General features: G+C 71.9%; 21 protein-coding genes. 7 read left to right on the forward strand and 14 right to left on the reverse strand.

Going from position 1 to position 22,890, the window contains the following annotated elements; genetic code table 11:
- Positions 1-822: a class I SAM-dependent methyltransferase gene (locus ACZ7M7_RS12440; RefSeq protein WP_472115477.1), complete on the reverse strand. Its 822-nt coding sequence runs from the start codon at positions 820-822 to the stop codon at positions 1-3.
- A 132-nt stretch (positions 823-954) separates the two neighbouring features.
- Positions 955-2,448 (reverse strand): phosphatase PAP2 family protein, encoded by a 1,494-nt coding sequence (locus ACZ7M7_RS12445; protein WP_472115480.1) that lies wholly within the window; start codon positions 2,446-2,448, stop codon positions 955-957.
- Between the two features lie 72 nt (positions 2,449-2,520).
- Here ACZ7M7_RS12445 and ACZ7M7_RS12450 point away from each other — a divergent pair, with 72 nt between their 5' ends.
- Positions 2,521-3,180 (forward strand): histidine phosphatase family protein, encoded by a 660-nt coding sequence (locus tag ACZ7M7_RS12450; RefSeq protein ID WP_383609922.1) that lies wholly within the window; start codon positions 2,521-2,523, stop codon positions 3,178-3,180.
- Between the two features lie 78 nt (positions 3,181-3,258).
- On the forward strand, positions 3,259-4,878 hold the full coding sequence (locus ACZ7M7_RS12455; protein ID WP_472115483.1) for an ABC-F family ATP-binding cassette domain-containing protein: 1,620 nt from the start codon (positions 3,259-3,261) through the stop codon (positions 4,876-4,878).
- Between the two features lie 12 nt (positions 4,879-4,890).
- Here the strand turns inward: ACZ7M7_RS12455 and ACZ7M7_RS12460 are convergent, their stop codons facing one another.
- Positions 4,891-5,997 carry a baeRF2 domain-containing protein gene (locus ACZ7M7_RS12460; RefSeq protein WP_472115486.1) on the reverse strand — a complete coding sequence of 369 codons (1,107 nt, stop codon included), beginning with the start codon at positions 5,995-5,997 and terminating at the stop codon, positions 4,891-4,893.
- 59 nt (positions 5,998-6,056) lie between these two features.
- On the opposite strand from ACZ7M7_RS12460, the gene ACZ7M7_RS12465 reads away from it, so the two are divergent.
- Entirely contained in the window at positions 6,057-6,314 is a 258-nt protein-coding gene (locus ACZ7M7_RS12465) for a DUF6158 family protein (RefSeq protein ID WP_383609931.1), read from the forward strand.
- Positions 6,315-6,345: 31 nt separating this feature from the next.
- Here ACZ7M7_RS12465 and ACZ7M7_RS12470 read toward each other — a convergent pair whose 3' ends face one another.
- From ACZ7M7_RS12470 to ACZ7M7_RS12480, 3 genes are all read right to left on the reverse strand, one after another.
- On the reverse strand, positions 6,346-6,900 hold the full coding sequence (locus ACZ7M7_RS12470; RefSeq protein ID WP_472115489.1) for a type 1 glutamine amidotransferase domain-containing protein: 555 nt from the start codon (positions 6,898-6,900) through the stop codon (positions 6,346-6,348).
- 197 nt (positions 6,901-7,097) lie between these two features.
- Positions 7,098-7,517 carry a CBS domain-containing protein gene (locus tag ACZ7M7_RS12475; RefSeq protein WP_472115492.1) on the reverse strand — a complete coding sequence of 140 codons (420 nt, stop codon included), beginning with the start codon at positions 7,515-7,517 and terminating at the stop codon, positions 7,098-7,100.
- An 86-nt stretch (positions 7,518-7,603) separates the two neighbouring features.
- The gene (locus tag ACZ7M7_RS12480; protein ID WP_383609939.1) at positions 7,604-8,005 is read right to left on the reverse strand and encodes a DUF2795 domain-containing protein; all 402 of its coding nucleotides are present in this window, start codon (positions 8,003-8,005) and stop codon (positions 7,604-7,606) included.
- 132 nt (positions 8,006-8,137) lie between these two features.
- Between ACZ7M7_RS12480 and ACZ7M7_RS12485 the strand changes: the two genes are divergently transcribed.
- Complete coding sequence (locus tag ACZ7M7_RS12485; protein WP_383609942.1) at positions 8,138-8,269, forward strand: hypothetical protein; 132 nt, start codon at positions 8,138-8,140, stop codon at positions 8,267-8,269.
- 68 nt (positions 8,270-8,337) lie between these two features.
- On the opposite strand, the gene ACZ7M7_RS12490 is transcribed toward ACZ7M7_RS12485, so the two are convergent.
- Complete coding sequence (locus tag ACZ7M7_RS12490; protein WP_472115495.1) at positions 8,338-9,468, reverse strand: sensor histidine kinase; 1,131 nt, start codon at positions 9,466-9,468, stop codon at positions 8,338-8,340.
- Positions 9,465-10,130, reverse strand: coding sequence for a response regulator (locus tag ACZ7M7_RS12495; protein WP_383609994.1), 666 nt, complete (start codon positions 10,128-10,130; stop codon positions 9,465-9,467). The genes ACZ7M7_RS12490 and ACZ7M7_RS12495 overlap by 4 nt, the downstream gene beginning before the upstream one ends.
- Before the next feature lie 186 nt (positions 10,131-10,316).
- Here ACZ7M7_RS12495 and ACZ7M7_RS12500 point away from each other — a divergent pair, with 186 nt between their 5' ends.
- Entirely contained in the window at positions 10,317-11,567 is a 1,251-nt protein-coding gene (locus ACZ7M7_RS12500) for a DUF418 domain-containing protein (protein ID WP_472115498.1), read from the forward strand.
- A 104-nt stretch (positions 11,568-11,671) separates the two neighbouring features.
- Here the strand turns inward: ACZ7M7_RS12500 and ACZ7M7_RS12505 are convergent, their stop codons facing one another.
- The 3 genes from ACZ7M7_RS12505 to ACZ7M7_RS12515 form a co-directional block, all read right to left on the reverse strand.
- A complete protein-coding gene (locus ACZ7M7_RS12505) occupies positions 11,672-12,043 on the reverse strand; it encodes an ArsR/SmtB family transcription factor (RefSeq protein WP_383622509.1) in 372 nt (123 codons plus the stop codon).
- Positions 12,044-12,168: 125 nt separating this feature from the next.
- A complete protein-coding gene (locus ACZ7M7_RS12510) occupies positions 12,169-13,026 on the reverse strand; it encodes a universal stress protein (protein WP_472115501.1) in 858 nt (285 codons plus the stop codon).
- Between the two features lie 182 nt (positions 13,027-13,208).
- Positions 13,209-14,936: a sensor histidine kinase gene (locus ACZ7M7_RS12515; RefSeq protein ID WP_472115504.1), complete on the reverse strand. Its 1,728-nt coding sequence runs from the start codon at positions 14,934-14,936 to the stop codon at positions 13,209-13,211.
- A gap of 268 nt (positions 14,937-15,204) precedes the next feature.
- On the opposite strand from ACZ7M7_RS12515, the gene ppdK reads away from it, so the two are divergent.
- Positions 15,205-17,880 carry a pyruvate, phosphate dikinase gene (ppdK, locus tag ACZ7M7_RS12520; RefSeq protein WP_472115506.1) on the forward strand — a complete coding sequence of 892 codons (2,676 nt, stop codon included), beginning with the start codon at positions 15,205-15,207 and terminating at the stop codon, positions 17,878-17,880.
- Between the two features lie 168 nt (positions 17,881-18,048).
- Positions 18,049-18,525, forward strand: a complete 477-nt coding sequence (locus ACZ7M7_RS12525) for a pyridoxamine 5'-phosphate oxidase family protein (RefSeq protein ID WP_451169731.1) — start codon at positions 18,049-18,051, stop codon at positions 18,523-18,525.
- A gap of 35 nt (positions 18,526-18,560) precedes the next feature.
- On the opposite strand, the gene ACZ7M7_RS12530 is transcribed toward ACZ7M7_RS12525, so the two are convergent.
- From ACZ7M7_RS12530 to ACZ7M7_RS12540, 3 genes are read right to left on the reverse strand one after another with little or no spacing between them, the layout of a single operon-like run.
- On the reverse strand, positions 18,561-19,100 hold the full coding sequence (locus ACZ7M7_RS12530; protein ID WP_472115509.1) for a flavodoxin domain-containing protein: 540 nt from the start codon (positions 19,098-19,100) through the stop codon (positions 18,561-18,563).
- 16 nt (positions 19,101-19,116) lie between these two features.
- On the reverse strand, positions 19,117-19,848 hold the full coding sequence (locus ACZ7M7_RS12535) for a CBS domain-containing protein (protein ID WP_472115511.1): 732 nt from the start codon (positions 19,846-19,848) through the stop codon (positions 19,117-19,119).
- 12 nt (positions 19,849-19,860) lie between these two features.
- Positions 19,861-22,575: a bifunctional acetate--CoA ligase family protein/GNAT family N-acetyltransferase gene (locus tag ACZ7M7_RS12540; protein ID WP_472115514.1), complete on the reverse strand. Its 2,715-nt coding sequence runs from the start codon at positions 22,573-22,575 to the stop codon at positions 19,861-19,863.
- Between the last annotated feature and the right edge of the window lie 315 nt (positions 22,576-22,890).

The raw sequence follows: 22,890 nt of genomic DNA on the forward strand, positions 1-22,890 counted from the left end.
TCAGGCGTCCTTACGGCACAGAATTTCCCCGTGCAGCACGCTGAACCAGCCGTCGTCGTGGCGCCCCCACTGCCGCCAGGCCTCCGACACGGCCCGCAACTGCTCCGCACTCGCGTGCCCGCCCTCGGTGGCCCGCTCGGCATACGCCGAGGCCAGCGTGCGATCCGCCCACAGCCCGCTCCACCAGGCCCGCTCGTCCGGCGTCGCGAAGGTCCAGGTACTCGACGTGGCGGTGATGTCCGTGAGCCCCGCCCGCAGCGCCCAGGAGCGCAGCCGGCGCCCGGCGTCCGGCTCGCCGCCGTTGGCGCGGGCGACCCGGCGGTACAGGTCCAGCCAGGCGTCCATCCCCTGGGAGGCCGGATACCAGGCCATGGCCGCGTAGTCCGAGTCCCGGACCGCGATGAGGCCGCCCGGCCTGGTCACCCGCTGCATCTCGCGCAGCGCCGCGACCGGATCGCCGACGTGCTGGAGCACCTGGTGGGCGTGGACCACGCAGAACGTGTCGTCCGGGAAGTCCAGGGCGTGCACGTCGGCGACCGTGAAGCCGACGTTCGCCAGACCGCGTCCCGCGGCCGTGGCCCGGGCCTGCTCCAGGATCTCCGGCGCCCGGTCGACGCCGGTGACGTGTCCGTCGGGGACCAGGGCCGCGAGGTCGGCGGTGATCGTGCCCGGGCCGCAGCCGACGTCCAGGACCGACATGTGCGGCTTCAGCGAACCGAGCAGGTAGGCCGCCGAGTTGGCGGCGGTGCGCCAGGTGTGCGAACGCAGCACGGACTCGTGATGCCCGTGCGTGTAGACGGCGGTCTCCTGCGGCTTCGACATGCCTGTTCCCCTCTCCTCGTCGTACCGCCGCAGGGGCGCACGGCCCCGGGGCGGTGGACGACACGGTACGCGCGCATGTCGAATGCTGAGACCTGCGTTTTACTATCTGGACAACCGGACTCTCTCGACCGCTCAGGCGCCGGGCAGCGGCCGGTAGACCGTCAGCGCCTCCGGCAGCTTCTCCAGCGTCACCTCGCCGCCCACCTCGGTGACTTCGCCGTCGTACGCGAGCAGCGCGCCCGGTGTGACGCCGGACAGGCGCAGTCGGCCGACCTGGACCGCGGCGTGGGCGGGGGAGCGGGTCAGCGGGCCCGCCACGGCGGCCGCGAGCAGCCGCAGCGCGGGTCGGCGGCCGCCGTGCACGACCCGTACGTCGAGCACGCCGTCCGCGAGATTCAGGCGCCGGGCGGGGGCGAGGCCCATCCGGTGGTACGTGCCGTTGCCGGCGAACAGCATCCACAACGGGTGGGGGCGTCCCGCGACTTCGGCGTGCAGCGGATGGCGGTCGCTGCGCAGGACGCGCAGGGCCGCGAGCACTCCGGCCGGCCAGGTGCCGACCCGGTGCTCGAAGCGTTCCCTCTCGCGCACCAGCTCCGGATACACGCCGAGGCTGCACGTGTTGAGGAACAGGCCCTGCCGGCCGTCGCAGGTGAACCGGCCCACGTCCACGCGCACGGCCTCGCCGCGCTGGATGGCCCGGCTCAGATCGCGTTCGTCCTCCACGCCCAGGTCGAGGGCGAAGTGGTTCAACGTGCCGCCGGGCAGCACCGCGAGGGGCAGCCCGTGCGACAGCGCGACCTCCGCGGCCGCGTTCACCGTGCCGTCGCCGCCGCACACGCCGAGCACCCGGGCCCGCTCCGCCGCCTTGCGCAACTCGGCCCGGGTGTCGTCCGGTTCGCACTCGACGAGCTCGGCGCGCGGCAGCATGTCCAGCAGTGCGTGCACCCGGTCGGAGCTGCCCGACCCCTTGTTCGCCACCACGACCAGGCCGTCCCCCTCGCTCAGCGCCGGTACGTCCGTGCGGGGCCGGGCCGGCGGGACCGCCCGGTCACGCGTCGGCACCATGCCCCGTACGGCGAACGCGGCACCCGCGCCCAGGGCCGCGCCCGCGAGCACGTCGCTCGGGAAGTGGACGCCGGTGTACACCCGCGACAGCGCGACCGACCAGGCGATCGGGCCCACCGCCAGTCCCCACGCGGGCGACTCCAGCGCGACACCCGTCGCGAACGCGGCCGCCGACGCGGCATGACCGGACGGGAACGACGTGGTGATCGGCTGCCGCTTCAGCTGCCGGACCGCCGGGACGGTGTCCAGGACGGGGCGGGGGCGGCGCACCGACCGCTTGCCGAGGGTGTTGATGGTCAGCGAGGCCAGGCTCAACGAGGCGAGGCCCCGGGCCGCGGCCCGGCGGCCCCGGGGTGTCCGGCTCGCGGCCATGGCGGCGGCCGTCGCGAACCACAGCACTCCGTGGTTCGCGCTCCGGCTCAGCCGCGGCAGGACCCGCTCGGCATACGGCCAGTTCCGCTCGGCGGCGAACTCGAACAGCCGGGAGTCGAGGGCGAGGAGCCGGTTGCGCACAGCGTGGCGGCCGGGCTTGGGCAGGGTGAGGTCGACGTCTGGGCTCATACAGGGGTGGGTACCCTGAAGTGGCCGATTGCTGTCCGGCCGGTGGTGACCGACACACGGAGGAACCCGTACATGCGCCTGCTCCTCGTCCGCCACGGTCAGACCCCGGCCAACGTGGACTATCTGCTGGACACGGCCGTCCCGGGCGCCGGCCTGACCGCGCTCGGCGAGCAGCAGGCCGCCGCCCTCCCCGCGGCGCTGGCCGACGAGGACATCGACGCGCTCTACGCCTCCACCCTGATCCGCACCCAGCTCACCGCCGCCCCGCTGGCCGCAGCACGCGGCCTGGAGGTGCTCGTCCGGGACGGGATCCGTGAGGTGTTCGCCGGTGATCTGGAGATGCTGCGCGGCGACACGGAGGCCGGGCACGCCTACATGAAGACCGTGTTCGCCTGGGCGGCCGGCGACACCGACCTGCGCATTCCGGGCGGCGAGAGCGGCACGGAGGTGCTGGCGCGCTACGACTCCGTGGTCGCCGAGGCCGCCGAAAGCGGGGCCGGGGCCGTCGCCATGGTCAGCCACGGCGCCGTGATCCGGATGTGGACGGCGGCCCGGGCCGCCAACGTCGACGTCCCCTTCGCCGCGGCGCACCCGCTCGACAACACCGGGGTGGTGGTCCTGGACGGGGCGCCCGACAGCGGCTGGAAGGCGCTCTCCTGGGCGGGAGCGGTCGTCACCCCCGCGGGCGACAGCGGACCGGCCGGACAGGCCGTCGACGAGGATGCGCCGTAGGGCCGGGAGCCCGAAACCGCCCGGCCTTCGGAATATGCGTTTGCCCGGGCTCCTCGTCGGCCCCCACAATTCGACCCCATGGGACATCTGGAAGCCGCGCACCTCGAGTACTACCTCCCCGACGGGAGGGCGTTGCTCGGCGACGTGTCCTTCCGGGTGGGAGAAGGGGCCGTCGTGGCGCTGGTCGGCCCCAACGGTGCCGGCAAGACGACCCTGCTGCGGCTGATCTCCGGCGAGCTGAAGCCGCACGGCGGCACCGTCACCGTCAGTGGCGGGCTCGGCGTGATGCGGCAGTTCGTGGGGTCCGTACGGGACGAGACGACCGTCCGCGACCTGCTGGTGTCGGTCGCGCCGTCCCGGATCCGCGAGGCCGCGAAGGCGGTCGACGCCGCCGAGCACGGGATCATGACCGTCGACGACGAGGCCGCCCAGCTGAAGTACGCGCAGGCCCTCGCCGACTGGGCCGAGGCGCGCGGCTACGAGGCCGAGACGCTGTGGGACATGTGCACCACCGCCGCGCTCGGCGTGCCGTACGAGAAGGCGCAGTGGCGGCAGGTGAGCACGCTGTCCGGCGGTGAGCAGAAGCGGCTCGTGCTGGAGGCGCTCCTGCGGGGCACCGACGAGGTGCTGCTGCTCGACGAGCCCGACAACTACCTCGACGTGCCGGGCAAGCGGTGGCTGGAGGAGCGGCTGAAGGAGACCCGCAAGACGGTCCTCTTCGTCTCCCACGACCGTGAACTCCTCGCCCGCGCCGCCGAGAAGATCGTCTCCGTCGAGCCCTCACCGGCGGGCGCGGACGCCTGGGTGCACGGTGGCGGCTTCGCCACCTATCACGAGGCCCGGCGTGCCCGCTTCGCCCGCTTCGAGGAGTTGCGCAAACGCTGGGACGAGAAGCACGCCCAGCTGAAGAAGCTGGTGCTGGCGCTGCGTCAAGCCGCCGAGAACAGCCCCGACATGGCCTCCCGCTATCGCGCGGCCCAGACCCGGCTGCGCAAGTTCGAGGAGGCGGGGCCGCCGCCGGAGCCGCCGCGCGAGCAGGACATCAGGATGCGGCTGAAGGGCGGGCGTACCGGGGTGCGGGCCGTCACCTGCGAGGCGCTTGAGCTCACGGGGCTGATGAAGCCGTTCTCCCTGGAGGTCTTCTACGGCGAACGTGTCGCCGTCCTCGGCTCCAACGGGTCCGGCAAGTCTCACTTCCTGCGGCTGCTGGCCGGGGAGGGCGTGGCGCACACGGGGGAGTGGAGGCTCGGGGCGCGTGTCGTGCCGGGGCACTTCGCGCAGACGCATGCGCACCCCGAGCTGATGGGGCGGACCCTGCTCGACATCCTGTGGAAGGAGCACGCCCAGGATCGGGGCGCCGCGATGTCCCGCCTGCGCCGCTATGAGCTGACCCAGCAGGCCGAGCAGGCCTTCGACCGGCTCTCCGGGGGGCAGCAGGCCCGGTTCCAGATCCTGCTGCTGGAGCTGGAGGGTGTGACGGCGCTGCTCCTCGACGAGCCGACGGACAACCTCGACCTGGAGTCCGCCGAGGCTCTCCAGGAAGGGCTGGAGGCCTTCGAGGGGACGGTGCTGGCCGTCACGCACGACCGGTGGTTCGCCCGCTCGTTCGATCGGTACCTGGTGTTCGGCAGCGACGGGCGGGTCCGCGAGACTCCGGAGCCGGTGTGGGACGAACGGAGGGTGGAGCGGGCGCGGTAGCGCACTGACCGCTCACGTCCAGCGCAGCAGTGCCCCCAACCCGCCCGCCGGGTCCTTCTCCGGCCCTGCCGGGGTGACCGACAACGCGCCGGCGCCCGTCGCGACCGCGCACCGGAGCAGGGCGTCGTCGGCTCGGGCCGACCACGAGTTCTGTTCGCCGAGGATCTTCAGTTCGGTGCGGCGTACCGCCAGCTGGTCCGGGTCCTCGCCGACCCAGATCTCGCGGTGGGCGTCCGGGCTGTCCGGGCGGATCAGGAGTTCGTCGATGCGGTGCTCGCGCGCGGCCTCCATCAGGGCGGGAACGCCCTCCACGGCTCCGGCGCGGCCCTCGGGCCCGGGCTCGCGCGCCGCCAGGAACCGTTCCAGCTCCCGGGCCGCCCGCTGCCGCACGTGGTCCGCGCGGGCCTGTTCGACGTCCTCGTCGAGCAGCCGGCTGCCGGTGCCGTGCGGGGCCTCGACCACGAGGTCGTGCAGCCGCTGCGGCAGGCGTTCGTGCACGGTCCGCCGCTCTCGGTCGTCGCCCACGAGGATCAGCAGGTCGGCGCGGGTCTCCTCCTGGCAGACGGAGAGCGCGTCGGCGATCTCGGCCGCGTTGTGGTCCCAGGTGTTCTCCACCTTGAGCTGGAAGTGCCGCTCGGACCAGTCGACCGTGCTCGTCCGGTGCACCGGATGCTGCCGCCCGGTGACCGCGCCGACGTCCTGCCGGCCCAGCGCGGTGCGCAGCTCGAAGGCGGCGCCCCTGCGGTCGACGTACGCCACCACGCACACCGGGTCCTCGCCCGCCAGCTCCAGCAGGGGAGCGCTGTGCGGCAGGGGCGCCCAGTGGGCGCTGTCGCGCTGCGGGGCGCGGGCCAGGGGCGGATCCAGGGCCACCTCACCCGCCCGGGCGAAGATCGCGCGCCCGTGCGGCTCCGATGAGTGCTCGAGTCCTTCCAGTGCGTCCTGTACGGCCCGGCAGGTCGCGTGGTCGGTGCCCTGCCCGGCCAGCTCGCGGGTCAGGGCCCTGGCTGTCAGGTGCCGCTCATGAGGGGTGTCCTCCGTATGCCGGGACGTGCCCACGTACACGGAGGCCCAGGGCCCGGGGTGTTCGTACAGTGGATGCAGGAAGGCGAGATCCATGGCTGTCTCCCGTACTCCGCTCGGGTGCTGTGTGCTCGGCGGGCGGGTACCCGGACCGCATGATTGAACACGACGAGCGGGGTACCACCATGACCGGAGTCGACCCCGGCCGGCTGGACGACCAGCAGCTCATGAAGGAGCTGGAGACCATCCACCGGACGCGCCACGACACGCTGCTGTACGGCTCGAACGACGCGCTGCGGGCCCACAACGATCGCATGGCGCAGCTGGAGGGCGAATACCTGCGCCGCAACCCACGCCGCACCGTGGCCTCGGGCCGCACCCGCGAGGGCGCCCGCGACCGGGGCACGGGGTGAGGACGGGCACTCCCACAGGAGGTGGCCCGCGTCAGACGGCCTCCCTCTTGGACTCCCTGGCGAACACCTCCAGGAACGTCCCGCAGAACGCCTTCAGATCGTCCGGCTTGCGGCTGGTGACCAGCTTGTTGTTGCCGTGGTCGCAGATCCGCACCTGCTCGTCGACCCAGGTGCCGCCCGCGTTGCGGATGTCGGTCTGCAGACTCGGCCAGGAGGTCAGCACCCGGCCGCGTACGACGTCCGCCTCCACCAGCGTCCAGGCGGCATGGCAGATCGCGGCGACCGGGCGGCCCTGCTCGAAGAAGTCCCGCACGAACGCGACGGCCTTGGTGTTCGTCCGCAGATAGTCCGGGTTGGCGACCCCGCCCGGCAGGACCAGCCCGCCGAAGGAGTCGGCCGACGTCTCGCCCACGACCTCCTGCACCGGGAACTTGTCGGCCTTGTCGAGATGGTGGAACGCCTGGATCGTGCCCGGCTTCGTCGACACGAGCACCGGCTCATGGCCCGCGTTCACCGCCGCCTGCCACGGCTCGGTGAGCTCGACCTCCTCGACGCCCTCGGGTGCGGTCAGAAATGCGATACGCATGATGCTCAACTCACTTTCGCGGCCCTGAAGCGGGCCTCGTGGGGGTCGCCGCGGCCGCCGCTCGGCAGGGACCTGACCTGGTCGCGCGGTCGCCTCGTGCGCAGCAGCCCGTACATCAGAGAGCGGACGGTGGCGTCGCTGACGTCGACGGTGGCGCCGTAGGTGCTGATCCCGCCGCCCGGTCGTGGCTCATCCGCTCACTCGCCCGGAGCGGCGCGGCTGATGTCCGCCAGCGCCGAGTCGGGATCCTCGGTCTCCGCGAGGTCGCCGAGACTGAGGACGCCGACCGGCAGCCCGTCCTCGACGACCGGCAGCCGCCGTACGGAGTGCTTGCGCATCAACGCGACCGCGACGGACACCCGTTCGCCCGGGTCGATCATCACCGGGTTGCGGGTGCACACGGAGCGGACGCTCACCGTCAGCGGATCTGCGCCGTCCGCGACCGCCCGCACCGTGATGTCACGGTCGGTGAGGACGCCCACGACGTCCTGGCCGTCGGCCACCACCACATCACCGATGTCCTGTGCCCGCATCAGCTGGGCCGCCTCGACGAGCGAGGCGTCCGGGCGGACGGCGACCACGCCCGGCGTCATGACGTCCTTCACGAACTCAGCCATCGCTGGCCCTCCTGCGTTCCCGGCCGGTGACGGGTGCCGCGGCCGTGGCGGCGTGACCCCGCCCGCAGTACCCACCGACCGGGCCGCTATGCGTTCCTCCGGCGCGCGGTCCGCTCGCCCCCGGTCAGGGCCTCGGCCAGCTCCTGGACGTTGGCGTAGCGCGTCGAACGCGGCAGGCGCTCCATCGGCTCGACCAGGGCGTCGGGGGCGTATCCGCGGCGCATCACGCCCATCAGCTCCCGTGGGGTCGCCGGGAACGAGCTGCGGCCCAGGAACCGGGCCAGCTCCAGCCGGACCACCGCCAGGGAGGCAGTGGACGTTCCCGGCGCCACCGGGCCGCCCGCGACCTGCAGGTCGTCGTCGGCGGTCGGTTCCGGATCGTGCCACTCCTCCGTCCGGGTGGGATGCCCGGATCGCAGCAGCCCCTGCAGTTCGTGCTTCATCTCGTCGTCACGGTGGACGCTCAGCCGGTCACTGCCTCGCTGCATGACTCCCTCCAGATCTTCGCGTCCGCACCGCGTACCCGCACATCGGACGCCGACACAGGGTTTGCCGACGGCAGGGAGGGTGACCCGGATCTCATCCCCCACATACGTTCGGTTCTGGGGAAGGACCAGGTCATGGCGCTGCTCGCTGTGCTACTCCCGCTTCTCATGCTCGGCGCTGTCCTGGCACTGGGCCGCTACGAGGAACTGCTGCTGCCGAGGGACCAGGACGAGGACCGCCCGGAAGGGGCAGCGCTGGGGCACTGAGGCTCCGGCCTCCGGGTGCGCCACGTCTCCGGTGCCGCTTTCGCGGCTCGGGTCCTGCTCGCGCGGGCTCATCCCGCGCCCCACGTCCCCGGGACCGGGATCGCCAGACGGAGTTCGTGGCCGCCGTCGTCCGTGGGGCCGTGGCTGAGGGTGCCGCCGAGAAGCTCGGCGCGCTGACGCAGGCCGACCAGGCCCTGATGCGCGCCGGGCAGGGGGAGGGCCGGCCTGGTGGGGGCGGTGTTGGTGACAGTGATGTGGACAGTCCCGTTCTCGTGGTCGGCACAGACCGTCGCCGTTGCTCCGGGCGCGTGCTTGCGGACGTTGGTCAGTGCCTCCTGCACGGTGCGGTACACGGCTCGCTGGACAGTTGGCGGGAGGTTGTCGGGAAGGTCGGTCCGCAGCTCCGTCTCGATGCCGCTGCCGCTCACCAGTCGCGGCAGGTCGGCGAGGGACGGTTGTGGGGTCAGTTCGGTGGGGCGGCTGCCGGCAGCGCGCAGTACGTGGACCATGTGCCGCAGTTCGTCGAGCGTCTGCACGCTCAGGCGCCGGATCGCGGCTGCGGTCTCCTTGACCGCGGAGTCCCGGCTGCCCATCTGGAGGGCTCCGGCTTGCACGGCGATAAGGCTGACCTGGTGGGACACCACGTCGTGCATCTCCCGGGCGAGCTGGGCGCGTTCCTTGGCCAGCACGGACTGCGCGGTCAGCAGCCGTTCCTGTTCCCGCGCTTCGGTCACTTCGGCGAGTCTCATCGTCAGCTCGCGTCGGGCCTGGACGAGCTGGCCGAGGAACACGGGAGCGGCCGCCGTGGCCAGGGTGTAGCCCAGCGCGATGAAAAGCGAGCTGTCGGAGATCCCGACCGCTTCCAGCGAGGGTGGCCAGTGCCACGGGACGATGTCGCTGAGCGTGAACGCGGCGGCGCAGACGATCAGCAGCGAGCGTCGGCGTGTGTGCGAGGCGAGGGTGTACAACGCGACCAGGGTGGCGAAGATCGCGTCGGTGACCAGGGTCGCGGGCAGCGCAAGAACGAAGGTGAGCAGGGGCAGCCGACGGCGCAGTGTCAGTGCGGCGGCGGCGAGCAGCCCGCAGGCCATGGCCGGCTGGTCCTGGGTGTCGACGTTGACCCAGACATCCAGGAGCGAGGCTGCGATGAGCGTGCCGTCCACCAGCGCGGCGGTGGCAACTACGCGTCGGGGTGTCACCTGTCCTCTCCCTCCTGGGGGAGCCTCAGCAGGCCGGCCCGTTCGGCGAGCAGGGCCGCCTGGACACGGCTGCCCACCCGCAACTTGGTGAGGATGGAGCTGACATGCTCCTTCACGGTGCCGATGCTGAGGTGCATCCGGCCGCCGATGCCGCTGTTGGACAGTCCCTCGGCGACGAGGATCAGCACGGCGCGCTCCCGGTCGGTCAGCCGTGCGACGGCTCGGGCGGCAGGCTCACTCGGTTCGTTGTCCAGATAGCCGTCCACGACAGTCCGTGTGACCTTGGGCGAAAGGACGACGCCGCCCTCTGCCAACGTGCGGACCAGATCCGCAAGTTGTTCGGGATTGGTGTCCTTGAGCAGGAAGCCCGCGGCACCCGAGCGCAGTGCAGTGGCCACGTACTCGTCCATGCCGAACGTGGTGAGCATGGCGACCACCGGAGGGTCCGGCAGCGCGCACAGGTCGGCCAGCACGGTGAGTCCGTCCACATCGGGCATCCGGATGTCGAGGAGTACGACGTCAGGTCCTGCCTCCTCGGCCGTCCGGACCGCCTGGCTGCCGGGAACCGCCCCGACGACCTCGATGTCCTCGGACGCACTGAGGATGTGTGTGAAGCCCGTACGAATCAGGGCCTCGTCGTCGACCACCAGCACCCGGATCACCTGTGGCTCCATTCGTCGGCAATCGTCAGGGGGCCGGTATCCCGGTCATCTCACGCCGAGGCCCGCCGCCGGAGCCTGGCATCGGGTGCCGCCAGGTGACCGGGGCCGACCCCGCCCAGTCGGCAGGTCAGGTCCGGAATCATGCGGTATGTGCACCAATGGGTTGAATGTGCACCCTAAAGAGATATGACACACAACAGCCCCTCGCCCACGCAACCCGCCGCGGTGCCCGCCACGGCGACCGGGGAGGGGGACCGTCGTGCTGTTCCGGCCCGTCCCTCGTCGTCGACCGGACGCCTGATCGGCCTCGACCTGGCCCGTGGGCTGGCGATGTTCGGCATGTACGCCGCCCACGTCGGCCCCGACCCGTCGGAGGGCGGGGTCCTGGGCTTCCTGATGGAGACGGCACGGGGCCGTTCCTCCGCCCTGTTCGCCCTGCTCGCCGGTTTCTCGCTCGTCATCATCACCGGCCGCCCGCAGCCCCGGACCGGCCGCACGGGGCGCCAGGCAGTGGGAAGGGTCGTCATCAGGGCCGTCGTCCTCATCGCCCTGGGCTTCGCCCTGGCCGCGCTGGGTACGTCGGTCGACGTGATCCTGGCCTACTACGGGCTCACGTTCCTCTCCGTCCTCCCGCTGTACCGGCTGTCGGACAGGACGCTGGCGATCGTGGCCGCCGTGGGCGCACTCGTCCTGCCCCAGCTGCTGTATCTCATCCACCGGTCGATCGACGAAGGAAGCTGGGCCGACACCGTCATCGGCTGGGATCCAATTGCCCGCAGCAGCGACACGGACGGCTTGCTCGACCTGATGTTCACCGGCGGGTATCCCGTCCTCACCTGGGCACCGTTCATGATCGCGGGCATGGCGGTCGCCCGCCTCGACCTGACGAGCGCCCGTGTCCGTGGCCGGCTGGCCCTGACGGGCACCGCCCTGACCGTGCTCGGCTACGGCGGCTCCTGGCTTGCCCTGACCCTCGTCCCGCACGCGAGCGCCGCGGTCGCCGCGACCACGGAGGGCGGCTCGGCGTCATCGGCCTGGTGGTCCGACGCCGTGGGCGAGCCGGTCGAGCACACTCCGGCCTGGCTGCTGGTGGCCGCACCGCACAGCCAGACGACCGCCTCCATACTCGGTAACACGGGCGTCGCTCTCGTCGTCCTGGCCCTGTGCCTCATGGCCACCGCCCGCATGCGTCGTTCCGCGCGTCTGACGGCACCCGTCTGCGCGGTCGGTGCGATGTCCCTGACCGCGTACGTCCTGCACATAGTCGCCATCCGCGTCCTCGGCATCGACAGCCAGGACTTCCCGGCGCTTGTGGTGCTCCTGGGCTTCATCGGCGCCGCCATGCTCCTGGCGTGGGCCTGGAGCCGGATATTCCGTCGCGGCCCCCTTGAGTACCTGCTCCACGCCGTCACCAAGGTCGCCCGCCACATCAAGTGACTTGCGGGATCACGCGGCGGCCCCGGACGCTCGCGTCGGTCGAAGGAAAAGAGTTCAGTCCCCAGGTGGCCAACTTCAGCTGACGCACTGCCGTACGCGCAACGTCAGCCGAGGGTTCCGAGCATCCGTCCCATGGCGGCGACCACCGACGGCTCGACGCGGTAGTAGACCCAGGTGCCGCGACGCTCGGAGGTGAGCAGTCCGGCTTCCTTGAGCTTCTTCAGGTGGTGGGAGACGGTCGGCTGGGAGACGCCGACGTCGGAGATGTCGCACACGCATGCCTCGCCGCCCGGGTGTGAGGCGACTGCTGAGAACAGCCGCAGGCGCACCGGGTCGCCGAGTGCCTTGAACATGCGGGCCGTCTTCTCGGCCTCTTCGGCGGTCAGCGTTCGTTCGGTGAACGGCGGGCAGCAGGGCTCCACGGCCTCAGGGGCCTCGGGCTCCAGCAGGGGCAGCACTGTCGTCGTATTCGACATGCATCTATGTTGACATACGTCGAACCAGTGAGCGAGGGGTTGGCGCCGAGCCGGTGCCGCCGTCGACGGGGCGTAGGTCCTCGCCACGGATGCCGAATGCACGCCGCCTCACGGGGAGTCAGCATTCACGCCCACTGCGGAACGACTGCCACCGGGCAGTGAGCGTGGTGCAGCAGCGTGTGGCCCACGCGGCCGAGTTGCAGGCCGAAGTGGCCGTGCCGGCGACGTGCGCCGATGATCACAAGGTCCGCGTCGGCCGAGCGGGTCACGAGGATACGGCTGGCCGGGCCCTCGACAGTGGCTCGGCGTACCCGGACGCCCGGGTGTTCGGCCACTGCCTCGCGCAGCACTTCGTCGAGTTGAGCTGCCGCTCGCCTTTCGCCGTCGCGCGCGGGATGGTCCGTGCCCTCTTGTGCGGACCAGCGCCAGGCGCGCACGGCGTCGAGAGCACATCCGCGTGCCTCAGCCTCGCGGAAGGCGAAGCGCACGGCCCGGTCGCCGGAGGCCGGATCTCCCACGCCGAGCAGGATCCGCTCGTGCAGGCCGACCATGGCCGCCTCGTCGCCACGGACCACGATCACCGTGCAGTGTGCTCGGGCGGCCACGCCCAGGCCCACCGATCCGAGCAGCAGTCCCTTCAGCTCACCGCGGCCCCGGTCTCCCGTCACCAGGGCGCAGGCATTGTGGCCCTCGAGCAGAAGGGCGTCGACCGGCTCGGCGGGGACGATGCCGGTGGTCACCTTCACCGCCGGGGCACGCCGTGCGGCACGCTCAGCCGCCGAGGCGACGATGTGTTCGGCCAGCACGCGCTCGGAGGGGCGTTCCCGTCCGAGCGACGGTACGGCGGCCTCGTAGCGCTCCCAGAGGGAGGCGTACACCAGCCGCAGCGGCAGATCGCCTCGTGCGGCCTCGTCCACTGCCCAGTCCACGGCCAGCAGACTCGCGTCCGATCCGTCGACGCCTACGACCAGGGGGAGTGTCATCGCCCTCACCGCCTTTCGTGAGGCTGCCCTGTCGGACAGCCAGGGCTCTGATCTCAGCGTCGTACTCGCGGGGGACGGCCCACGAGAGGCGGACGGGCATGGTGCCGGGGACGTTCGGACCATGCCTTCGGTCCGAGTGGAGCGGGCATCCCGGCAACCTGGACCGGCTGTGCCCGGCGGCTCTACTCGGTCGGCACCGGTACCCACCACACCAGGCTGGTGCCCCCTACGGGCGGGCTGCTCAGCTCCAGCTCACCGCCCAGCTGCCGTGCCCGCTCGGCCATGTTGCGCAGCCCGCTGCGGCGGCCGTCGGCGGGGATGCCGACGCCGTTGTCGGTGACCGTGAGGCGGAGCTGGTGGGCGTCGGCCGCCAGAGCTACGTCGGCGCGGTCGGCATGGGCATGGCGGGCGATGTTGGTGAGGGCCTCGGAGAGGACGGCGACCACGTGGTCGGCGATCTCGCGCGGCACCTGCGTCTCCACCAAGCCCTCCATGCGCACGCCGGGCGCGAAGCCAAGCACGGGTGCCGCCTCGCCCGCGATCCGTACCACCCGCGCCCGCAGCCCGGACCGGCCGGCGCCCTCACGGGAACGCAGGCCGAAGATCGTCGACCTGATGATCTTGATGGTCTCATCCAGGTCGTCCACCGCCCGCACCACGCGTTCGGAGGCTTCAGGGTGCTCGATGAAGCGGCCCGCACTCTGAAGGGTCATGCCAGTGGCGAAGAGCCGCTGGATCGCCAGGTCGTGCAGGTCGCGGGCGATGCGGTCGCGGTCCTTGAGCACGGCGACCTCCTCCGCGTCCTGCCGGCGCTCGGCCAGCTCCATGGCTACGGCAGCCTGCGCCGCGAAGCCCTGCAGCGGCTCGATCTCCTTCCCGGTGAACACCGTCTGCCCCGCCTCGCGGATCAGCAGAACGACGCCGCGTACGCCGCCCTCTCCTGTCCCCACCGGAACCGCGGCCGCCGGGCCGAGGCCGGTGAAGCGTGGGCGCCACGCCGAGACCCGCTCGTCATGGGAGACGTCCGGGCTGGTAACGGGGGCGACCATCGAGAAGGCTTCGCCGATCAGGCTGCCATCGACGGGCAGGACCAGACCACGCAACGCCTTCGCCTCCGGCCCGATGGCGAGTTCCACGCTGAGCGAGTCGGTGTCCTCCATCGGCATCGCGACGACGGCCAGCGCCGCGCCCGTGATCTCCCGGGCGCGGTCGGCGATCAGTCCCAGGACCTCGCCGCGGTCGCCGCCGGACATCAGGGTGTGGGTGATCTCCGCGTTCGCCCGCAGCCAGCGCTCCCGCAGCCGGGAGTCCTCGTAGAGGCGGGCGTTGTCGATGGCGACGCCCGCCGCGACAGCAAGCGTCGACAGGACGGATTCGTCCTCCTCGTCGAACTGTCCGCCGCCGCGCTTCTCGGTGAGGTACAGGTTGCCGAAGACCTGGTCGCGCACCCGGATGGGAACGCCGAGGAAGGTGTTCATCGGCGGGTGGTTCGGCGGGAAACCGTACGAGGACGGGTGCTCGGAGATCTTGGCCAGGCGCAGCGGCTCCGGGTGGTGGATCAGCTCGCCGAGGATGCCGTGGCCCTCGGGGAAGTGGCCGATCCTGGCGATCTGATCCTCGCCGACCCCGACGGTGTGGAAGGCGGACAGCCGCGTGCCGTCCGGCCCGATCACTCCCAGTGCGGCGTACTCGGCGTCGACGAGCACCGCGGCGGCTTCGACGATGCTGTGCAGCGCCTGCTCCAGGTCCAGTTCCCGGCCGACGGAGAGCACCGCCTCCAGCAGGCTGTGCACCCGGTCGCGCGTGCCGCGTGCCGCATCCAGCCGGGCCTGGAGCTCCTCCAGTAGCTCGTCCAGCCTCAGCTGCGGCAGCCGAACGCGGGCTTCCCGAGGTTCCTCGGCGCTTCCCACCTGCGTCTCCTCCGGTCCCGTGGGCGGTCGGACACCGGCCGCTCCGGTCATGGGTCACGGTACCGGCCCCCGGCGGGTGACGGTACGGGAACCGAGCCGGACGCGGTCCTGCGGCGGCGTGCTCACAGGTTGGCGGCTGGGGCCGTTCGGCCCTGCTGTGGGGACGCCCAGCACATGCCGACCCGGCCACCGACGTCCGACGCTGGAAGTGAGTCGTGGCTCGACAGCCGGGACCGTAACCGACCAGCCGACCTAGGAGCGCAGCGTCATGGCCCGTTACGTGTACGACTTCCGCGAGGGCCGCCGCGACAAGGCGGATCTGCTGGGCGGCAAAGGCGCGAACCTGGCCGAGATGACCCGGTTGGGTCTGCCGGTCCCGCCGGGCTTCACCGTCACGACCGACGCGTGCCGGGCCTTTCTCGGCACCGGTACGGAACCGGACGGCATGCCGGCGGAGGTCTCCCGGCACCTGTCGACCGTCGAGGCCGCCGCCGGGCGACGGCTGGGGCAGCGGGACGATCCGCTGCTGCTGTCCGTCCGTTCCGGGGCACGGTTCTCCATGCCCGGGATGATGGAGACGGTCCTCGACATCGGCCTGAACGACGACTCCGTCCTGGGGCTGGCCAAGGTCTCGGGGAGCGAGCGGTTCGCGTGGGACTCGTACCGCAGGCTCGTCCAGATGTTCGGCAGTACGGTCATGGGCGTCGACCCGGCGCTGTTCGAGCACACCATGACGACGCTCAAGAGCCTGCGCGACGCTCCCGACGACCTCCACCTCGGCGCGGGCGACCTGGCCGAGCTGGTGGAGGCGTACAAGCAGCTGATCCGTGACGCGACCGGGGAGGACTTCCCGCAGTCCCCCGCCGAGCAGTTGCGCCGGGCGATCCTCGCGGTCTTCCATTCCTGGAACGGCGAACGCGCCCGCCTCTACCGGCGCCGCGAGCACATCCCCGACGACCTGGGCACCGCGGTCACCGTGCAGCGCATGGTCTTCGGCAACCTCGGCCCCGACTCCGGCAGCGGCGTCGCCTTCACCCGCGACCCGGCCACCGGCCGCAGCGGACTCTACGGCGACTACCTGCCCAACGCGCAGGGCGAGGACGTCGTCGCCGGCATCCGCAACACCGTGCCGCTGGCCGAGCTGGAGCGTCTCGATCCCCGGTCGTACGCACAACTGCTCGCCCACATGCGAACCCTGGAGCGGCACTACCGGGACCTGTGCGATATCGAGTTCACCATTGAGCGCGGCACGCTGTGGATGCTCCAGACCCGGGTCGGCAAGCGCACCGCTGAGGCCGCGTTCACCATCGCCGCCGAACTCACCGCCGACGGGCTCGTCTCCGCCGACGAGGCTCTGGCGCGGGTCGGCGGCGACGGGCTCGCCCGGCTGATGTTCCCCCGCTTCGACGCCTCCGCGACCGGTGAGGCGCTCGCCCATGGCATCCCCGCGTCACCGGGTGCCGCGGTCGGGGCCGCGGTCTTCGATTCCGCCGAGGCGGTACGACGTGCCGCGGCCGGCGAGAAGGTGGTCCTGGTGCGCCAGGAGACCACCCCCGACGATCTGCCGGGCATGATCGCCGCCCAGGCGGTGCTTACCAGCCGCGGTGGCAAGACGAGCCACGCGGCCGTGGTGGCCCGGGGCATGGGCAAGGTCTGCGTGTGCGGTGCCGAGGAACTCGCCGTGGACACCGAGGCCCGGCGTTTCACCACCCGCGCCGGCGATGTCGTCGCCGAGGGCACGGTGGTCTCCGTGGACGGCTCCGACGGTGCCGTGTACGCAGGGTCGGTGCCACTGGCCGACTCCGTGGTCATGCAGTACCTGGAGACCGGCCGGCGGTCGGCGGGCGTGGTCACCGCCGTCGCGCGTGCGCTGGAACATGCTGATGCCGTACGGCGGTTGGAGGTCCGGGCCAACGCCGATACCCCCGAGGACGCGCGGCGCGCCCGCAGGTTCGGCGCTCAGGGCATCGGGCTTTGCCGCACCGAGCACATGTTCCTCGGTGAGCGACGCAAGCTGGTGGAGGAGATGATCCTGGCCCGCGACGACGTCGAGCGTGACCGGGCGCTCGCGGCTCTCCTGCCGCTCCAGCGCGAGGACTTCACCGACATCCTGGAGGCGATGGACGGCCTGCCGGTCACCGTCCGCCTGCTGGACCCGCCTCTGCACGAGTTCCTGCCCGACCGCACGGAACTCGCCGTGCGCGTAGCAGCGGCTGAACAACCGGACACGCACGACGTCGAGTTGCTCGACGCGGTGAACCGCATGCACGAGGAGAACCCGATGCTCGGCCTGCGGGGCGTGCGCCTCGGCCTGGTCGTTCCTGGCCTGGTGGCCATGCAGGTGAGGGCCGTCGCCGAGGCCGTCGTGGCCCGCACACGAGACGGGGGCTCACCGCACGCCGAGATCATGGTGCCGCTGGTCGGCGCCGTCGAAGAGCTGCGGATCGAGCGTGCGGAAGTGGAGCGGGTGCTCGCCGAGGTGTCCGAGGAGTCCGGCGTCCCCGTGCACTGCCCGGTCGGCACGATGATCGAGCTGCCCCGCGCCGCGCTCACCGCCGGCCGTATCGCCGAAGAGGCGGAGTTCTTCTCCTTCGGCACGAACGACCTCACCCAGACCACCTGGGGTTTCTCCCGCGACGACGTCGAGGCCGAGTTCTTCTCCGCCTATCTCGACAAGGGAGTCTTCCCCGCCTCGCCGTTCGAGACGATCGACCGCGACGGCGTCGGCCGGCTGGTCCGGATCGCCGTCGACGAAGGCCGCGCCACACGTCCCGGCCTGACGATCGGCGTCTGCGGCGAACACGGTGGCGATCCCGACTCCGTCCACTTCTTCCACGCGGCAGGACTGGACTACGTGTCCTGCTCGCCGTTCCGGGTGCCGGTGGCACGTCTGGAGGCGGGCAGGGCGGCGCTGTCCGGGACCGAGGACAGCGACAGCCGGTGAGGGCCGTTCGGGCCCTCACCGGGGCCCATCGGCCCTTGGCGCCGACCGCGGCTGGGGAGAGAGTGGACGCAGGAGCGGCACCGATCCCCCGCGGTGTCGCTCCGCCGGTACACCGACCGAATGCACACCGATTGCAGACCGAGTAACGCACCCGATGGAAGCCACCTCATGGTCCACAACGACAGTCGGCCGCTCCTCGAAGGTCCGCGCCGCCGTATCGAGCTGGACGGCGCCGAGGCGCTGCGGCTGCTGGGCAGCGTGTCCCTGGGGAGGATCGTCTTCACCCGGCACGCCCTGCCGACCGTACGCCCGGTCAACCACGCCCTCGACGGCGGAGACATCGTCATCCGCACCCACGAGGGCGCTGCTCTGACTTCGCACACCCAGCGGGCCGACGACCCGGGTGTCGTGGTCGCCTACGAAGCGGACGCGATCGACCCGCAGACGCGTCTCGGGTGGAGTGTGGTGGTGACCGGGTACGCCCGGCTGGTGACCGACCCCGACGACCTGGCCCGCTGCCGGGCCCTGGTCCAGCCGTGGGTGGAGCAGGCGATGGACCAGGAGATGGACCAGGCGATCCGCATCCGGCCCGACCTGGTCACGGGCATCCTGCTCACTGCAGACGGACGCTCGGGCGCGGACTGAGCCACGCCCGAGCAGCAGCCAGGAGAGGGTGCCGGTCAGTCGCCGGGAACGACGACCACGGGGCAGTGCGTGCGGTGGACACCATCCCTCAACTCGGCGGCCACACGCCCCGCCCAGTCCTCGATCGCGGTGAAGTCCCGGAAGTCCCCGCCCTTCCCGGAGCGCAGGATCATCCCTGCCACCCACCCCTTCGCGCCTTCCTCCAGGCAGCCGCCGAACGTGACGTGCTCCCTGGCATCCAGCCGGGCCATGGCCTTCTTCACCCCGGGTACGGGCGGGATGTCCCGCTCGGAGGCCGAGGCGTCGAGGGGGCCGCTGCTGAAGAGCCACAGCGGGCGACCGGCGAGGGCCCGGCCGTGCCGCCGGACGAAGCGGCGGGTGTCCTTGTGCCAGCGTCCGGCGTACAGTCCGCCGCCGACCACGACGGCGTCGTACGACGCGACGCTCGCCACACTCCGGGCGGGCAGTGCTTCCGCCTTCAACCCGCCCTTGCGCAGAACGTCGGCGATGGTCTCGGCGATCTGCGCGGTCGATCCGTTGGTGGTTCCGTAGGCCACCAGTACCTTTCCGGTCATGGTGGTTCGCCTCCTCTCACAGCCGGCGCGGCCGGCCTTCGGCCACGCCCTGCAGTGCCCGCTCGTCGGGCCGAAGCCCCGCGTCGTCGATGCGCCAGGCGAGCTGGTCGACGACCGCGACCACGCCGTCGATCTGGCAGGTCATCGAGACCGCGATCTCCTTCTCGCTCCTGCGCTCCAATTGGCCGGTGAGCGTCACGACCCCTTCCGTCACGGAGACATCGATGCTGAGGGGCGCCAGCCACAGGGTGCGGACCAGCACCTCCTGGACGACCTCGTCGTGGATCTCCGCGTCGGGCCGCAGGAAGACCTGGAGCAGGTCGCGCCGTGTGACGATGCCGACCAGCCGGTCTTCCTCGTCGAGGACGGGCAGCCGTTCCACGCGCCGCTGGGCCATGATCCGGGCCGCCACGAGGATGGTGTCCTCGGCGTGCACGGTCATTGGCGGTTCAGTCATCAGCTGACCGGCTGTGCGGGCCTTGGCCTTCGCGGCCCGCCGCCGGGCGCTGCGGGTCAGGCCGGTCAGGCGGAAGCGGCGCTCCCGCTCGTACGGGTCGGGGACCACTGCCTGGCGCGCCATCAGGTCCGTCTCCGAGATCACCCCGATGACCCTGTCGTCCTCGTCGACCACCGGCAGTCCGCTGATCCGGTGGTCGGCGAGCAGCCGTGCCACCTTCTTGAAGGGGGTGCCGTACTCGGCCCGGACGACGTTACCGGTCATCACGGAACCGACCTTGTTGTGCTTCATGGCTGGTCCTCCTCAGCGCAGGCGGCGCAGATAGGGGTCGTGGGGCCGGCGCGGCAGCAGGCGGATCCGTGCGTCGAGCACGGTGATTTGGCCCGGTGTGGCGAGGACCGGGTTGAAGTCGGCCTCGGCGAGTTGGGGCAGGTCGGCCGCCAGGCGGGACAGCCGCAGCAGCAGTTGTTCCAGGTCTTCGAGGTCGACGGGTGCGCTGCCGTGGGCGCCGGACAGGAGCGGGGCGCAGCGCGGCGACGTGATCAGGTCGTGCACGTCGTGGTCGGTGAGCGGGGCGAGCCGGGCGGCATGGTCGGCGAGCACCTCGGTGGCCGTACCGCCGAGCCCGAAAAGGATGAGCGGCCCGAAGACCTCGTCCTGGACGACGCCCGCGAACAGTTCGGTCCCGCGGTCGGCGAGCGGTTGAAGGACGACACCGGTCATGAGGTCGGCGAACCGTGTGTCCAGGTCCCGGAAGGCCGCCCGTACCTGGGCGTCTCCGCGCAGGTCGAGGTGGATGGCGTGCTGTTGGCTTTTGTGGACCAGCCCCGGCCAGTGGGCCTTCATGACGACCCGTCCGTCGAAGCCGCGCAGCCGGTCGGCGGCGAGGACGGCTTGGTCCTCGGTCTCGGCCCAGGCCCACGGGATCTGGGGGACGGCGTAGCAGGACAGGAGGTCGGCGCAGGTGCGTGGGTCGAGCCAGCCGCCGTACGGGTGCGTGCGGAGAAACTCCTCGGTGATCTCGTGAGCGCGCCGGGTGTCGACGTCCGTCAGGTCCGGGACGGTACCGGCGGGGCGTGCGAGCCAGGCGGCGCGGTGGGCGGCGTGGGCCAACGCGCGTGCCGCCGCGTGCGGTTCGGCGTAGGCGGGGATCGTGCCACCGTCGGCGGCAGGCAGCAGCTCGACCGACCGGTCCTGTTCCAAGCGAACGACGGCTACCGGCCGCGCCCTGCGTCCGGGCGCCCGGGTGAGTGCCCGCACCAGGTCGTCGCCGGTCGCCTCGGCCACGGCGGTGGGGACGAGGGCCACGAGTACGGCGTCGATGCCGGCGCACCGTATGAGTCGGTCCACGCAAGTGCCGAGCTGTTCCTCCGTGACCGCGGCGGTGGCGTCGATCGGGTTGCCGACGGCCGCGCCCTCGGGCAGTACGGCGAGCAGGTCGTCGGTCGTCGCGGGGGTGAACGTCGGCAGGGTGAGCCCGGCCTCCGCGCAGGCGTCCGCAGTCAGGACGCCCGCGCCGCCCGCATTGGTGACGATCGCGACGCGGGAGCCCTCCGGAAGCGGCTGGGAGTCCAACAGGGCGGCAGTCTCCAGGAGTTCACCCACCGAGCGGGTCGCGGTGATGCCGGCCTGGGTGAACAGCGCCTGGCGGGTCATGGTGCGGGTGGCGGCGGCCGCGGTGTGTGAGGCGGCGGCACGGCGGCCCGCGTCGGTGCGCCCCGCATCGACGGTGAGTACCGGCATGCGGCGGGTGGCCCTGCGGGCCGTACGGGAGAAGGCGCGCGGGTTGCCGAAGGATTCCAGGTGCAGCAGGGCGAGACCGGTGCGGCCGTCGCTCTCCCACCACTGGAGCATGTCGTTGCCGCTGACGTCGTACTTGTCGCCGAGGGAGGCGAAGGAGGAGACGCCGATGCCCAGGCGGGACAGTCCGTCGAGCAGAGCGATCCCGATGCCGCCGGACTGGACGGCGACGCCCGCCGTGCCGGGGCGCGGGTGGCCGGCGGCGAACGTGGCGTCGAGCTTCAGCTCCGGCTCGGTGTTGACGATGCCCAGGCAGTTCGGGCCGACGAGGCGCATGCCGTGGGTACGGCAGGCCGATCGCAGCGCCTGTGCCTGGTCGGAGTCGAGGCCCGCGGTCACCACGAGCAGAGCCCGCACGCCTGCCTCGCCGCATTCCTCGGCGGTGACCGGGACGGCCGCAGCGGGCACGGCGACAACCACGAGGTCCGGGGTCCTGGGCAGCGCGGTGACGGACGGGTGGCACGGGACGCCGAGGATGGACGTGGCGCTGGGGTTCACCGCGAACAGGCGTCGGGTGAAACCGCCGGAGTGCAGATGATGGAGGATCGCCCGGCCGACCGAGCCGGGCTTGCGTCCGGCGCCGACAACCGCGACCACGTCCGGCCGGAGCAGGGCCTGCAGACTGGCCACACCGGCGCGAAGCCCGCGGACCTCCACGGCCGACAGATAGGCGTCGTCCTCGTCGAGCGCGACTGTGCAACGCACCTCCGGACCGTCGAATCGGCGGGTGACGCGCAGGCCGAGATCGGCGAAGAGGCGGAGGATCTCGTGGTTCTCGCTGAGGGCGTCGGCGGTGAAGGCGGTGATGCCTTCGGCGCGGGCCGCGGAGACCAGGTGCTCGACGAGCAGGGTGCCCACACCGCGGTGGTGCAGCCCGTCGGCCACGGCGACGGATATCTCGGCGGAGTCCGCCCCGTCGCCCGCTACATCTCCCCCCTCGTACTCGGCGAGGCCGATCGCACGGCCCTGCATCTCGGCCAACAGGGCCCGGTGGCCGGTGCGGGACGGAGCACAGGCCCGGTCGGCAGCCATGGCGCCGGACCGGCGGCTCGCCGCGAAGAACCTGAGCCGCAGGTTCTCCGGGCACATCTCCGCGTAGAGCCCCTCCAGCTGATCGTGGTCGCCGGGCACGACGGGGCGGATGCACACGGTGGTGCCGTCCGCGAGCAGGGCGTGGACCGGCGGTCGGTCGAGCTGGTCGGCGTTCGTCGTGGTCATCGTGGGTCCTCCAGGCCTCTCGACACTTCGAGCATCCAGCGGATCGGCGAGCGGTCCCATGGGCTGTCCGGGGTCTGTCGGGGGCCGCTCGGCCCAACGTTCTCCGCTGCTCGTCCCTGCTGGTCGTCCGGGCATGCGGAAGGGACCGGTGATCGGCGGCACCGGCCCCCTCCAGCTCCCTTCAGCCCGCCGTGTTCAGCCGTCGGCGACCAAGCCGTGAGGTCGAGGAGCCGGTTGGTGCAGCCCCGATCGGGGCGTTGGAAACGCGCAGGACGCCGCTGAGCGGACCCTCGGCCGCCGTGGTGAACGCCTCGT

Source organism: Streptomyces sp. NPDC111606, assembly GCF_055656945.1.